Source organism: Gemmatimonas sp. (genome assembly GCF_044376735.1).
Lineage (GTDB): Bacteria > Gemmatimonadota > Gemmatimonadetes > Gemmatimonadales > Gemmatimonadaceae > Gemmatimonas.
Map to the genome: position 1 here is coordinate 1 of NZ_JBILKJ010000032.1, position 13,295 is coordinate 13,295.

Sequence of the window (13,295 nt, forward strand, 5' to 3'; positions counted from 1 at the left end):
ACGTCGTACCGTGGTCACCCGGCTTCATGGTGCGCGCAACCGCGTCGTTCACCAGAATCGCACCGATCGGCAGACCATTGGCCAGCGGCTTCGCGATCGTGAGCATGTCGGGTACGACACCGATCTGCTCGTACGCGAAGAACGAGCCGGTCCGCCCCAGTCCGCACTGAATCTCGTCGAGAATGAGCAGCACGTTCCGCTCCCTCGTGAGCGCACGCAACCCACGCAGGAACGCGGGGTCGACCACGCGCACGCCACCTTCCCCCTGGATCGGTTCGACGATCACCGCCGCCGTCTTGTCCGGATGCATCGCCGCGGCGAGTTCGTCCAGGTCGCGCTCCACGATGGTCACGCCGCCCATCAGCGGGCGGAAGGGCAGGCGATAGGCCGGACGATCCGTTGCCGCCAGAGTGCCGGGCATGCGACCATGAAAGGAACCGCGCACCGCGAGGATGTGGTGCTTCTGCGTGAACCCCTGCGTGCCGCCCCACCGCCGCGCGAACTTGAAGGCGCCTTCGTTGGCTTCAGCTCCCGAGTTCGCAAAGAACACGCTGCTGGCGAACGAGTGGTCCACGAACCACTGGGCCAGCGCCTCACCCGGTGCCGTGCGGTACAGATTCGACGTGTGAATGAGCCCGGTGGCCATCGCCTCCTGCATCGCGTTCATGACGCCCGGATCGTTATGCCCGAGCGACGTGACGGCGATGCCGGCCACCAGGTCGAGGTACCGCCTGCCATGCTCGTCGACCATGTAGACGCCGTCGCCGCGGACGAACAGCGGGGCCTGTCGCTTGTACGTGCCGAGAATGGCGGGCAATGCCGATGGCAACGTCGACGGTTCGGCGGCCGGGGTGGCCGCGAACGCGGTGGTCGGAGCGGGCGAGGGCATCGTCGAAGTCATGGGCAGCTACCTGGAAGAGACGGCATCCGTTGCGTCCACGCGCGCAACGATCGCGGTTCCCGCCTCGGGAACAGTGAGTGCGGCGAGATCGCCGATCCGCACCCGGTGTACACCACCGGCCAGCGCCTGCGCGCAGGCATCGAGCTTGGCGGCCATGCCGCCCCCTGCCACCCCACTACGCACCAACGTCTGCGCCGCATCGAGCGAGAGGCGCGACACGAGCGACTTGTCGCCATCGAGCACCCCCGGCACGTCAGCCATCAGAAACAGTTCGTCCGCGCCGAGTGCCGCCGCGATCGCCGCCGCGGCGTCGTCACCGTTCACGTTGTACGCCCCGGCCCCATGCCCCGCTTCACGCGCCGCCACCGGCGAGATGACCGGCAGAAAGCCCGCGGCGAGCAGCGCGTGCACGAGCGTTGGATCAACTACCGCCGGCGTGCCGGAGTGCCCGAACGTGGCCGCATCGATCGGCACCGCGCGCAGCAGCGCCGCGTCTTCGCCGGAAATCCCCACCGCTGGCGCACCCGCCGCCACCAGCGCCGACACCATCTGCTTATTGGCCAGCCCCGACAACACCATCCGCACCAGCTCCAGCGCCGTATCAGTAGTCACGCGGCGACCACCCACGAACACCGGCTCCTCGCCGCGCAGCCGCTGCAACGCGCTGATCTGATCGCCGCCGCCGTGCACGACGACCACGCCACCAGGGGTGGCGCGCCACAGCGCGGCCAGCGCCGCCGGCAACGCGGGATCGTTTTGGGTGCGGCCACCGAGTTTGACGATGAACATGTCGTAATCCGTTGTTATCGCATCAATCCCGCGGTCTCATCGAGCCCCAGCATCAGGTTCGCGTTCTGGATCGCCTGACCCGCCGCGCCCTTCACCAGGTTGTCGATGGCGCTGAACACCAGCAGCGTCGGCGTGCGCACACCGCTGGGAATCCGGGCGCCGATCCGCACCACGTTGCGATGCTGCACGTCGGCCAGCGCGGGAAGATCGTCGGTGAGCTCCACGAACGGCTCGTTGGCGTACGAGTCACGGAACGGCGCCAGCGCGTCGTCGATCGGGCGCGTGAGCGGCACCGTGATGGTGGACAATATCCCGCGGTCGATTGGCAGCAGATGCGGCGTGAACAGCAGATCGCAATCGGCCCCGAGGGCGGCGAGACTGGACCGCATCTCGAACAAGTGCCGATGCGTATTGCCCACGCCGTACGCGCGGAAGTTTTCGGTCACCTCGGCGAACAGCAGTTCGAGCTTGGGCGAGGCACCGGCGCCGCTCACACCACTGGCCGCCGCGATATTCACCGTGGCACCCGGGGCGATCAGCCCCGCCTTCGCCAGCGGCGCGAGTGCCACCAGAATGCTGGTCGCATAGCACCCGGGGTTGGCCACCACCCGCGCCCCGTGCAACGGCCCACGAAACAGCTCGGGCAGGCCATACGGCGCATCGTGCGGCACGCCGGCTGGTGCATGATCGGTGCCGCCGTGCCCCGGGCGCAGATCGCTCGACAGGTCCACCACCCGGGCACCGGCCGTGATCACCTTCGCCACCCACTCCGCCGACGCCCCATGCGGCAGCGCCGCGAACACCAGATCCGCGCTCGCCAGATCGACCTCGTCGGGACCCACCATCGGAATCGCGTGCACCCGACCTCCAGCCTTCACGCGCAACGTGGTACCGCGCTGCGCGTTCGCCGTGGCGAACGCGAGCGCCAGCTGCGGATGGCCGAGAATGAGCGCGCACAGTTCGCGCCCCGAGTACCCGCTCGCACCCAGCACCCCCACGCGGTACGGAGGTCTGGTGACGGTCGTGTGGGGGAGTTGCGGGGAGTCCGGTAGAGTATGCACAATTAATGCATAATTTTGCATCGCCGCGCTGTCAATCAGCGCAATGTCACCGCGATGTGTCGTTTCCTTCCCGGCGGCGTACGATTCGCCGCCGAACCGATTCGCAGGAGTCCGTCGCGTGTCCGACAAGATCCAGCGCCACCAGGTCATCCGCGAGATCGTCGCGGCCAAAGCCGTGGCCAGCCAGGAAGAGCTGCGACGACAGCTCGCCAAACGCGGATGGGAGGTCACCCAGTCCACTCTCTCGCGTGATCTGCGCGAACTCCGCCTCGCCCGCATTCCCGACGCCAAGGGCCGCCCCCGCTACGCCTTTCCTGAGAACGGCGGAGATGACGAGGCACTCGCGCAGCTGGAGCGTATGCTCCCGCAGCTCCTCACTGGAGTCGAGGGGGTTCAGGTGCTGGTGGTGGCACGCACGATCAAGTCGGGCGCGCAACCGGTGGCCGAGGCGCTCGACCAGCTGGAGTGGCCCGACGTGGCCGGCACGATCGCCGGCGATGACACGGTGCTCATCATCTGCCGCTCCACCGAGGGGCGCGAGCGTGTGCTGAAAAAGCTCTCCGCGTATCTGCGCGCCTGATTCGTACGCCCCCACGAGCGGACCTTCTAGATTTCCCGCGTCGTCATTCCTTTTTCCCCTGTCGTGAGTATTCCGTGAGCACTTCCGAAGCCGGAACCCATAAGCTGTGGGGCGGTCGATTCGCCGGTGGCCCATCGCCACTCCTCGATGCGATCAATCGGTCCATCGGCACCGACTTCCGGCTCTGGCCGCACGACGTGCGCCTCTCGAAGGCATGGGCGCTGGCCCTCGGCGACGCAGGCGTGCTCACGCGCGAGGAAAGCGACGCCTTGCAGCAGGGGCTCGATCGCGTGGCGCAGCGGATCGCCGACGGCGCGCAGCCGGTCGCTACCGATGAAGACATTCACACCATGATCGACCGTCTCCTGCACGAGGAAGCCGGCACGGTCGCCTCCAAGCTGCATACGGGTCGCTCACGCAACGACCAGGTGGCCACCGCATCGCGCCTGTGGACGATCGACGCCTGCCATCGCGTGGATGCGGCCATCGCCGAGCTGCAGCAGTCGCTGCTGATGCAGGCCGAGACGCTCACCGACGCCGTGCTGCCCGCCTACACCCACCTCCAGCGCGCCCAGCCGGTGAGCGGCACGCACTGGTTACTGGCCCACTTCTGGCCGCTGTCGCGCGATCGCACGCGCTTCGCCAACGCCGAGCGCGGCACATCGGTCATGCCGCTGGGTTCGGGGGCCATTGCCGGATCGGCGTTCCCGGTGTCGCGCCTGCTGCTGCAGGAATCGCTGGGCTTTCACGCCATCTCCGCCAACAGCATCGACGCCACCGGCGATCGTGATTTCGTGGCGGAAACGCTGTTCGCCTGTGCCATGACGGCGGCGCATTGCTCGCGTCTGGCCGAAGACATGATCCTGTACGGCACCAGCGAGTTCGGCTTCGTGAAGTTCGGCGATGGCTTCTCCACTGGCAGCAGCATGATGCCGCAGAAGCGCAACCCCGATGTGTTCGAACTGGCCCGCGGCTCGGGCGCCCGCGTGCTGGGCGATCTGGTGTCGATTCTGGGCACGATCAAGGGACTGCCCAGCGGCTATAGCAAGGACCTGCAGGACGACAAGCGCGCGCTGTTCAACGCCGTCGACTTGCTGCTGCTGGTGCTCCCGTCGATGGCCGGCGCCATTGCCGAACTGCGCTTCGAGAAGGCACGCATGCGCGCCGCCTGTTCGAGCGCGATGATGGCGACCGATCTGGCCGACTATCTCGTGAAGAAGGGCGCCACGTTCCGCGAGGCGCACGGCGCCGTGGGTTCGCTGGTGCGTCAGGCGGAAGAGGGCGGCATCGAACTCGACCAGCTGCCCGCTGACGCGTTCACCGCCGCGCACGCGCTGTTCGGCACCGACGCCCGCAATGCGCTGGGCGTGGATGCCTCGCTCGCCGCCCGCAACATCGACGGCGGCACTGGCCCCGACGCGGTACAACGTCAGCTGGCGCAGGCCCGCGCCAGCCTCACCCGCTGACCCGTTGTACGGCCATGAACGCTCCATTCGCTGATTCGCTCCGCGACCTCATCGGCGGCGCCATCGACGGCGTGATCTTCGATTGTGACGGGGTGCTGGTGGACAGCGAACGCATCTCGAACGGCACGTGGGCGCTGCTGCTCACGGAGATCGGCTTGCCCATGACGATGGAGCAATCGCTCGGCATTTTCATGGGCAACTCGATGCCGCGCTGCGTCGAGATCGTGACTGAGATGATGGGCCATGCGCCGCCGGACGACCTGCTGGCGCGCTTCACCGCGAATGTCACGGTGGCGCTGCAACGCGACCTCGAGCCGGTCGATGGCATCGTTACGCTGCTCGATACGCTCGACGCCGCGGGCATGCCGTACGGCGTGGCGTCCAACGGTGAGCACGAAAAAATGCGCACCACACTCGGCAAGACCGGGCTGCTGTCTCGCTTCGAAGGGAAGCGCTTCTCCGCCGTCGATGTGGGCAAGCCCAAACCCGCCCCCGATCTGTTCCTGCACGCCGCGCACGCCCTCGGCTTCCATCCGACGCGCACCGTTGTCGTGGAAGACAGTCCACTTGGCGTACAGGGGGCGACCGCCGCGGGGATGACGGTGATCGGTTACGCCGAGATCGTCTCGGCCGCGCGACTGCGGGCTGCGGGGGCCGTGGTCACCGTGGACCGTTTGGCCGACGTGGCGGGACTACTCGGACTCGGCTGACGTGGGAGAGGAACGACTGCGCGAACACGCCGCGGCACGAACTCAGTGAGGCTGTAGCACGGCCCGCGCGGCATCCTGTCCGCCGCGCGCCGCCCCTTCGAGAGAGCTCGAGTGCAGGACTTCGCTGGCCCGCCACAGCCCTGGTATACCACAGGCAATCGTCGGGCGGTGATCCCGCCATCCCGGTGGCTGCGCGAACTGCGCATACGGCACTCGCCACACCGCCACACGCGACAGCGCTGCAGTTTTCGCCTCGGCCGCCGCATCACCGGCGGCCTTCGCCATGGCGGCCAGCTCCCGGCGCGCGGCCGCTTCCAAGTCGGCGTCCGACCGATCGGCCGCATCACCCACGGCGCTCGCAGCAATCAACGACACACCGCGCGGCGCATACTCGGGCGCGACATCGGTGATGGTCACCGCGTGACTGATCACCGCCGACGCGTCGGCATTGAGCCACAGCGCGCGCCCGGGAATCGGTGAGGCGCCGCTGGTGGTGAAGTACAGCGTGGTCGTGCCGCGCGCCCCCGAGGGTGTGGCGATCTGCACACCCGCCGTGGCCGCAAGCCGTGCCGCCGCCGGTGCGTCGGTGGCCAGGATAACCTGAGCGGCCGGCATGGCGTCGCCGCCCGCCAACACCACACCCGTCACGCGGCCCTCTTGCACGATCAGCGATTGCACCGAGGCGTCGGTGCGCACCGTGCCGGCCGGCAACCGTGCTGCCAACTGCTTCGTGAGCGCACCCATGCCGGCCGCCGGCACGACCGTATCACCCTCGGCCAGCATCTTGAAGGTGAACAGCAATACCGAGGCACTCGTGGCGAGGGTGCGGTCGAGCAGAATGCCCCCGTAGAACGGCGCGAAGAATCCGTCGATCACCGCCGCGCTGAAACCGCGCGACGCCAGAAAATCGCGCGTGCTCACGCCGGCGAAACGCGCCGTGAAGCAGTCGTCGATGGAGAGCTGCTGCGCGAAGCGGCGCAGCGCCAGCAGCCGCAGCTTATCGCCCAGCGGTACGGCGCGCGCCATCACCGTGTCGATCAAGAGCGACGGATCGCTCAGGGCATCGCCGATCAACGAGGCCCGACCACCCTGCACGATGCGGGCGGCCGGCAGGAACGTGCGGGGCGCGAGGGCGTCGAGATCGAGGTAGCGGCGCAGCGTGGGATACGCCGTGAACAGCACCTGAAAGCCGTGGTCGCACACGACCCCATCGCGCGTCGTGCTGCGCACGCGCCCGCCCACCTCCGACGCCGCATCGAGCACCAGCACCGCACGGCCTGCGCGGTGAAGTTCGATCGCACACACGAGGCCGGCTACGCCGGCGCCGACGACAAGAAGGGGGGCAGTCTGGCTGGTCATGCGTCCGAAAGGTGGCGGGGCATCGCACCCGACAGTACGGACGCGAGTGGTATCGTGTACGGCAATCCCGACACGCGCTGCGTCCTGCTAGTCCGGCAGCACGCTCACGCCCTTCACGAAATACTCCGTATCGCCGAAGCATGATGTCGGCACGTAGATGTGCTGCTCGTAATCCACGGCCACGCGCTTGCCGCTGAGCGTCTCGATCACGCGAGCGAGCGAATCGCTCCGCACCGTGAATGAGAAGCTGTCCGACCGGAAGCCCCGGGCGATGTCGGTGTAGAGGGTGCCTTCCCAGGTTTTGCAGACGTAGCCCTTCCGGGAAATCTTCTGCACATAGCCCGCGCGCTTGCCGCTGGAGTAGCTCCAGCTGAGGGCGATCGTTGCCCACAGGGCGAGGACGACCGCCGGCAGGCCGACAATCAACAGCATGGTCGTGGCCAGCCAATGCCGCCGCACGAAGGATTTCCGGGGGGCCACTGGGGCAGCACGGGTCTCGGGCGCGTCGTCGGACGCATCGGACGGCGGAATCGGAGCAGACACGGCGGCGGGGTTTGTTGGGACGGTGAACGGCGGACGCGCGAGGTGGTCGGCCTGCGGTAGGAACTTGGGGAGGAGCCCCTGCCCGCGCTACCTTACGGCAGCCACTCTCAACCGGGTTCAATGGTGTCTTCCGTTCACGGCTTTCACGCGCGTCGTCCCACCGTCACCACCAAGGTGCGCGGTGTCTCTGTCGGCTCCTCCGCGCCCATCGTGGTGCAGTCGATGACCAACACCGATACGGCGGACGCCGCCGGCACCGCCGATCAGGTCGCCGCGCTGTTCGAGGCCGGGTCGCAGAAAGTGCGGATCACGGTCAACAACGACGAGGCGGCCCAAGCGGTCCCCGAGATCCGGCAGCGCCTTGAAGATCGCGGCCTCGATGTCCCGCTCATCGGCGACTTCCACTACAACGGGCACCTGCTGCTCACCAAGTACCCGCAGTGCGCGGCCACGCTTGACAAGTACCGGATCAATCCGGGCAACGTGGGCACGAAGCATCGCGACACGAACTTCACCACGATCGTGCAGGCCGCGATCGACCATGACAAGCCGGTGCGCATCGGCGTGAACTGGGGTTCGCTCGACCAGAACCTGCTCACCGACATGATGGACGCCAACGCGAAGTCGGCCGAGCCGCGCGACGCGAAAGACGTGTACATGGACGCCATGCTCGAGAGCGCGCTGCGTTCGGCGGCACTGGCCGAAGAAGTCGGGCTCGGTCACGACAAGATCATCGTGAGCGCCAAGATTTCCGTGGTGCCCGATCTGGTGGAGTGCTACCGTCGCCTCGCCAAGCGCTGCGACTACCCGCTGCACCTCGGCCTCACCGAAGCGGGCATGGGCACGAAGGGCGTGGTGGCCTCGGCCGCCGCGCTGGGTATTCTGCTCAGCGAAGGCATCGGCGACACGATTCGGGTGTCGCTTACGCCGAAGCCGAATGGCGATCGTCGCGAAGAGGTGTTCGTGGCGCAACAGATCTTGCAGTCACTGGGGCTGCGCTCCTTCGCCCCGCAGGTCACTGCCTGCCCCGGCTGTGGACGCACCACGAGCACCTTCTTCCAGCACATGGCCGAAGACATTCAGGGCTACCTGCGCGAACAGATGCCGGTGTGGCGTGAGTCACGTCCGGGGGTCGTGGACATGAAGGTCGCCGTGATGGGGTGCGTCGTGAATGGACCCGGTGAATCCAAGCACGCCAATATCGGCATTTCGCTACCGGGCACATTCGAGGAGCCGAAGGCGCCGGTATACGTGGACGGCAAGCTCTTCACCACGCTCAAGGGCGACAAGATCGTCGAGGAGTTCCTGGTCATCCTCGAGAACTACGTCGAGACGAGCTACGGAGCGACGGTCGGCGCGTAAGCTCCTGGTTGGTGAGTGGTTGAAAGACCGAAACCGCCGGAACACGGATGACACGGATGTACAATGGAAACGACACGGATAAGCGGTGTGCTACCGCTGCTCCGTGTCGTTTCGTGTTCATGACGATTGCTTTTGCTGTTGCTTATCCGTGTGGCTTCGGCGGCTTCCGCGTCATCCGTGTTCCGGCGGTTTCGATGTTGCCGCCAGCACGCTCAGATCCGCTCCAGCTCCGCGGCAGCGTGGGCGAGTTCGTCCACGATTGGCGCCGTGAACCCGATCTCGCGCAGTCGCTCGCTCACGCGCGAGTACAGGCGCACCGTGCCGTCACGGCCGGCGGCAAAGCGTCCCCACACGGTTTCGGGGAAAGACGTGCGGCGCAGATCGGAGAGAATGGAGTTCGCGTTGTGCACCTTGTCGGCCGCGCAGACCCAGAGCGCATCCTCACTCGCCAGCGCGAGCCGCTCGAGGTAGTCGTCCTTGCGATCGTCGGCCGACAATTCGACGCCGTCGTCGTCGATGCGACGCTCGGTGACGGAGAGCAGCATCTCGAGCATGCTGTTGCCGAACTTGGTGCCGATGCGCTCATCGAGCGTCTCGCGCGTCCACCCCTGACGGACGCAGTCCCCCACCACATCGTGCAGGATGCCAGCAACGACGGCGTCTTCGCCACACCCGTAGCGGGTGAGAATCACCGCGACATTCGCGGGATGCGTGAGATACGGGAGCCGCGTGCCTTTGCGGACCTGCTGATCGTGGTGCTTCGCCGCATAGGCGAAGGCGTGGTTGATCCGATCGGAGTAGCCGGTCATCGAGGGGCGACTGGGGAATCAGACGGGAACAGGAACATACGGTGCGCGGGCGAACCAAGCCACCAATTGCTCGAGTCCCGCGCGATCGGCCTCGCCGAACGCGGCCGGAACCGACGAATCGATGTCGAGCACGGCGATCAGGGCGCCGGCAACGTCGAACACCGGTACCACGATCTCGCTGTGTGATCGCGGATCGCAGGTGATGTGTCCGGGGAAGTTATGCACGTCTTCCACCACCACCGTGCGACGTTCGGCCGCGGCGGTGCCGCACACACCGCGCCCGAACGTGATCTCCTGACAGCCCAGCGACCCCTGATACGGACCGACACGCAGCAGGCGCCCGGGCTCCACGACGCGATAGAACCCCGTCCACAGATGGCCGAAGGCGTGATGCAGTAACGCGCTCGTCGTGGCCATGCCGGCGATGGCGTCGTCGCTGCCCTCGAGCAGCAACGTTTGCATGTCCAGCAGCTGCGCATAGGCGCGCGCGCGCGGCTCGGCGCGAAGATCGGGAATGACGGGTTCCATGCGAGATCAACGAGAAAGAAGCCGACGAAGTGCCGATTACTGCAGCGGACCGATGATCGAGATCAGGCGAAGATCGAGTAACGCGAGGGCGATGCCCTGCACCACGACCCCCAGCCCCGCCCCGATACCACCGGGGCGCTGTCCCCAACGCCACGCCGTGAGCGCCAGCGTAAGACCGACGGCGGCGTACCCGAGGTCGAGTCCGGTGTTCAACCACAGCACGTTCAGGAGGCGTTGCGTGCCCGCGAAATCGCGGTACGCGAGTCCACGCCACGCCCACGCGGCAATGGCCAGGTTCACCGCCCCCCACGCCGCCGTCTGAATGGCGAAATGGCGCAACAACGGTGCCGTCGTACGACGGACCATCAACCACGTCAGCAACGACGTCCCGCTCAACACACACGCGCCGGCCCACAGCGCAAGGCGGATCAGATGACCACGTTCGAGTGACAACAGCGTATCGGCCCACATGCGTCGGAGACTAGCCGACCGCGACGCTGCGCGCCACAGCGCACACGCGGACCGTGCTCATCCCACCAGCGGGAGATCCGCCGACCACAGCACCACCGCGCGCACCCGGCGCCCGTGATCCTCGTATTGCTGCATCGTGCGAGACAACCACGCCAGGGTCGTCACGCCGGGGCGTGCGCATAGCACGACATCGGTCGACGCCGGCAGCGACTCATCAAGCCCGTGATCGGTCACGATGACGGCGAAATCATGATGCGCCGTCAACCGATGCAGGTCGTCCGCCAACGAGGCCGCATCGTGCCGTGTGCTGAGATCGCCTCCCGTGTGCGGCGAACGCACGCGGCGTGGTAGTACGATGTCGATAGACGTGTCGCGCCCGATCCCCAGCGAGCGTGGGGCGTCCCACCGCGCCCGCACGGTGGACTCCGCCGTGGACTCGGACGCTGGCGCCAGGGCCGACGCGGGCAGCAACGGCAGGAGAGCGCTCCGGCGTTGTGCGGCATCCACCAGAATGGTGGCCCGGGATTCGCGCGCCGCGACCGCCGACAGGTTCAGCGCCACCGCTCCCGCCAGTGCCGGCTGATCCGCTACGACTTCGATGGCACGCGAGACATCGCCGATGCCCGTGAGCGTGAGGTGCAGTAACGGCCATGCCGCGTCGGTCGGCCGCATGATCGGTGGCAGCTGTTCATCGGCTCGTCGCCGCGTACGCGCGGCGCGAACCGACGCGGCCGCCTCGCGATGCACGATCACGCGGGACCAGGTCAGTGCCTCGATCTCCTCCTCATCACCGACCGTGGGACGACGCAGCTCGCGCCAGAGCACGACGCCAAAGCCAATCACCACACCGAGCACCAGCGACGCGAGCACCATGGCGAGGGGAGGGACATCGAGTCGCAAGCGCGCGCGCAGCGCGTCCCGCCTCGTGCGAAGGTCGGTATTGAGGGTCACGACATCCAACAGCGCGCGTTCGGTGCGGGCCACCACGGTCGCGGCCTCGTCACGGATACGCTTGAGCGCACTGTCGGCCATTGGCGGCAGCGCCCCAGCAGGCCCGCCCTCGGCGGCGGCGTCAGTGCCGGCCCGGCTATCGACCGGACTCGCCGTGGCCAGCGTCCCGGCAACCGTCGACGCCGCGAGGCGCGTGAGGCGTTGTCCGAGCTGCGTAAGGCGCGCGGTCATCGAGGCGTAGCGCGCGTCGGGACCGCTCAGTGCCGCGTACGCTTCACGTTCCGCGTGCAACTGTTCGATCGAGTCGATCAGCGCGCGCGCGCGGGCGTCATCGCGAAGCAGCCGGGTATCGGCGAGGGCCCGATAGCTCTCCACCAGCGGCGCCTGACGGACACGAGCCAGCTGTCGCTGTAGCTCGGTGGCGGCGCTGTCACGCCCCGGCACGATGGGTGCAACCGGCACGGCGGTGTCGCCGATGCCCGCCGCTGGACGCGGAAGGGCGACCTCGACTTGCGCGGCCATCGCCGCCGCCGAGAGCGCCCCCTCGAGACGGGCCAGCTCTCGGCGGGCGGCGAGCAGTTCGACTTGCAGCGGCCGCGGATCGCGTTCGCGCGGCAGCGCGGAGATCCGGGCGGCAACGGTACGGTCGACGTGATCTGCGCCAAGGCTGAACAGCAAGAGTGCAACCACGACGACCAGCGCCCCAACCATGGCGATCAGCACGCCGTGTCGGGCGGCGTTGCGCGTGCGGGCAGCGAGCCAGCGTGCACGCTGGCCGGCCCGAGGGCGGCGTGGTGTGGGCGTCGGCAACGCGGGTACGGCCGCGGTCGCCGGAGCCGGAGGAGGCACCGTGGGAGGCATCGACATGGGACGCATGAAACGAACGCGGGGGCCGGCGATATTCGCCAGCCCCCGCGGTTTCCTGCCGAACGGAGACCGTTCGAATTACTTGACCGTGATCACGCCCTTCATGTTCATGGCGAGGTGCGGCGTGCAGTGATACGCATAATCACCAGCCGGGATGCCAGCGAACGAGATCGTGTACGACTCGTCGGCGTTCAGCATCATCTTGCCCGAGAGCTCACCAGCCTGCTCCGGCATGTTGGCCGAGAGCTGCGCCTTCGCGGCGGCCGCAACCGTGGCCGGATCGAACGCGACATTGTGCGGGCCGCCGCTGACCAGGACGAACTTGACGCCGTCGCCGGCGGCAATCGTGAGGTTGGCCGGCTCGAAACGGTAGCCAGTGCCGTCGCCGATCATCTTCACTTCGTGCGTCGTGCCCGTGATCGGGGCCATCGCGCCCGCGGCCGGAGCCGCTTCAGCCGGAGCCGCTGCTGCTTCAGCCGCCGGAGCCGCCGCCGAATCCGTCGCGGGGGCCTTCTCTCCACCGCACGCGCCCAGCATGATCGCCGCGCCCGTCACTACTGCAAAACCGAGAAACCGCATGTCGAGAGGCCTCCTAGAGCCTGATCGAAAATTTTTACCTTTCTACAGGACGAGTCCTGTGCGCGTAGGGCCCTACGAGCATTGTGAACTTATTCACAAGCGGCTCCCACGCCAAGGGCCAGCGGGCTTTTCCTCCTTGACGGGCGTCCGGCGCCCCACTACGCTCCCCTGCATCATGACGAACCGCCGCCACCATCATGCACATCGCAGCCACGGCCATACGGGCCGGGGCGCTTCGTGCGTGTCACGGTGACCAGCGCCGCTCGCTGATCCCGCAGCACCCAAGCGATCCTCAGCCCGTCCCTCTCCGGACGGGCTT

The 13,295-nt window shown here is 67.4% G+C and carries 14 protein-coding genes; 4 read left to right on the forward strand and 10 right to left on the reverse strand.

Features of this window, described 5'->3' with window-relative positions:
* The 3 genes from ACIRA7_RS07215 to argC all read right to left on the reverse strand — a co-directional run.
* Positions 1-901: aspartate aminotransferase family protein (locus ACIRA7_RS07215; RefSeq protein ID WP_396220174.1), on the reverse strand; the 901-nt coding region annotated here is incomplete at its 3' end.
* Positions 902-907: 6 nt separating this feature from the next.
* Complete coding sequence (gene argB / locus ACIRA7_RS07220; protein ID WP_396220175.1) at positions 908-1,690, reverse strand: acetylglutamate kinase; 783 nt, start codon at positions 1,688-1,690, stop codon at positions 908-910.
* 14 nt (positions 1,691-1,704) lie between these two features.
* Entirely contained in the window at positions 1,705-2,682 is a 978-nt protein-coding gene (gene argC / locus ACIRA7_RS07225; RefSeq protein WP_396220176.1) for an N-acetyl-gamma-glutamyl-phosphate reductase, read from the reverse strand.
* Positions 2,683-2,869: 187 nt separating this feature from the next.
* Here argC and argR point away from each other — a divergent pair, with 187 nt between their 5' ends.
* From argR to ACIRA7_RS07240, 3 genes are all read left to right on the forward strand, one after another.
* The gene (argR, locus tag ACIRA7_RS07230; protein WP_396220177.1) at positions 2,870-3,331 is read left to right on the forward strand and encodes an arginine repressor; all 462 of its coding nucleotides are present in this window, start codon (positions 2,870-2,872) and stop codon (positions 3,329-3,331) included.
* 74 nt (positions 3,332-3,405) lie between these two features.
* Positions 3,406-4,797 carry an argininosuccinate lyase gene (gene argH / locus ACIRA7_RS07235; protein ID WP_396220178.1) on the forward strand — a complete coding sequence of 464 codons (1,392 nt, stop codon included), beginning with the start codon at positions 3,406-3,408 and terminating at the stop codon, positions 4,795-4,797.
* A gap of 14 nt (positions 4,798-4,811) precedes the next feature.
* Positions 4,812-5,507 carry an HAD family hydrolase gene (locus ACIRA7_RS07240; protein ID WP_396220179.1) on the forward strand — a complete coding sequence of 232 codons (696 nt, stop codon included), beginning with the start codon at positions 4,812-4,814 and terminating at the stop codon, positions 5,505-5,507.
* A 42-nt stretch (positions 5,508-5,549) separates the two neighbouring features.
* Here ACIRA7_RS07240 and ACIRA7_RS07245 read toward each other — a convergent pair whose 3' ends face one another.
* Both ACIRA7_RS07245 and ACIRA7_RS07250 read right to left on the reverse strand, forming a co-directional pair.
* Entirely contained in the window at positions 5,550-6,866 is a 1,317-nt protein-coding gene (locus tag ACIRA7_RS07245) for an FAD-dependent oxidoreductase (protein WP_396220180.1), read from the reverse strand.
* An 87-nt stretch (positions 6,867-6,953) separates the two neighbouring features.
* Positions 6,954-7,409, reverse strand: coding sequence for a hypothetical protein (locus tag ACIRA7_RS07250; RefSeq protein WP_396220181.1), 456 nt, complete (start codon positions 7,407-7,409; stop codon positions 6,954-6,956).
* A gap of 120 nt (positions 7,410-7,529) precedes the next feature.
* Here ACIRA7_RS07250 and ispG point away from each other — a divergent pair, with 120 nt between their 5' ends.
* A complete protein-coding gene (gene ispG / locus ACIRA7_RS07255) occupies positions 7,530-8,771 on the forward strand; it encodes a flavodoxin-dependent (E)-4-hydroxy-3-methylbut-2-enyl-diphosphate synthase (protein ID WP_396220182.1) in 1,242 nt (413 codons plus the stop codon).
* Between the two features lie 212 nt (positions 8,772-8,983).
* Here ispG and ACIRA7_RS07260 read toward each other — a convergent pair whose 3' ends face one another.
* From ACIRA7_RS07260 to ACIRA7_RS07280, 5 genes are all read right to left on the reverse strand, one after another.
* Positions 8,984-9,580, reverse strand: coding sequence for an HD domain-containing protein (locus tag ACIRA7_RS07260; protein WP_396220183.1), 597 nt, complete (start codon positions 9,578-9,580; stop codon positions 8,984-8,986).
* Between the two features lie 18 nt (positions 9,581-9,598).
* Positions 9,599-10,108, reverse strand: a complete 510-nt coding sequence (locus ACIRA7_RS07265; protein ID WP_396220184.1) for a GAF domain-containing protein — start codon at positions 10,106-10,108, stop codon at positions 9,599-9,601.
* A 36-nt stretch (positions 10,109-10,144) separates the two neighbouring features.
* Positions 10,145-10,579 carry a DUF6992 family protein gene (locus ACIRA7_RS07270; RefSeq protein WP_396220185.1) on the reverse strand — a complete coding sequence of 145 codons (435 nt, stop codon included), beginning with the start codon at positions 10,577-10,579 and terminating at the stop codon, positions 10,145-10,147.
* 57 nt (positions 10,580-10,636) lie between these two features.
* Positions 10,637-12,397 carry a hypothetical protein gene (locus tag ACIRA7_RS07275; RefSeq protein ID WP_396220186.1) on the reverse strand — a complete coding sequence of 587 codons (1,761 nt, stop codon included), beginning with the start codon at positions 12,395-12,397 and terminating at the stop codon, positions 10,637-10,639.
* 78 nt (positions 12,398-12,475) lie between these two features.
* The gene (locus ACIRA7_RS07280; RefSeq protein WP_396220187.1) at positions 12,476-12,976 is read right to left on the reverse strand and encodes a plastocyanin/azurin family copper-binding protein; all 501 of its coding nucleotides are present in this window, start codon (positions 12,974-12,976) and stop codon (positions 12,476-12,478) included.
* Positions 12,977-13,295: the final 319 nt, after the last annotated feature.

Excerpts from the sequence above, each read along its gene's own strand:
- ACIRA7_RS07260 (WP_396220183.1), bottom strand. The coding sequence starts at position 9,580 with ATGACCGGCTACTCCGATCGGATCAACCACGCCTTCGCCTATGCGGCG.
- ACIRA7_RS07265 (WP_396220184.1), bottom strand. The coding sequence starts at position 10,108 with ATGGAACCCGTCATTCCCGATCTTCGCGCCGAGCCGCGCGCGCGCGCC.
- ispG (WP_396220182.1), top strand. The coding sequence starts at position 7,530 with ATGGTGTCTTCCGTTCACGGCTTTCACGCGCGTCGTCCCACCGTCACC.
- ACIRA7_RS07245 (WP_396220180.1), bottom strand. The coding sequence starts at position 6,866 with ATGACCAGCCAGACTGCCCCCCTTCTTGTCGTCGGCGCCGGCGTAGCC.
- ACIRA7_RS07275 (WP_396220186.1), bottom strand. The coding sequence starts at position 12,397 with ATGTCGATGCCTCCCACGGTGCCTCCTCCGGCTCCGGCGACCGCGGCC.
- ACIRA7_RS07240 (WP_396220179.1), top strand. The coding sequence starts at position 4,812 with ATGAACGCTCCATTCGCTGATTCGCTCCGCGACCTCATCGGCGGCGCC.
- ACIRA7_RS07280 (WP_396220187.1), bottom strand. The coding sequence starts at position 12,976 with ATGCGGTTTCTCGGTTTTGCAGTAGTGACGGGCGCGGCGATCATGCTG.
- argB (WP_396220175.1), bottom strand. The coding sequence starts at position 1,690 with ATGTTCATCGTCAAACTCGGTGGCCGCACCCAAAACGATCCCGCGTTG.
- ACIRA7_RS07270 (WP_396220185.1), bottom strand. The coding sequence starts at position 10,579 with ATGTGGGCCGATACGCTGTTGTCACTCGAACGTGGTCATCTGATCCGC.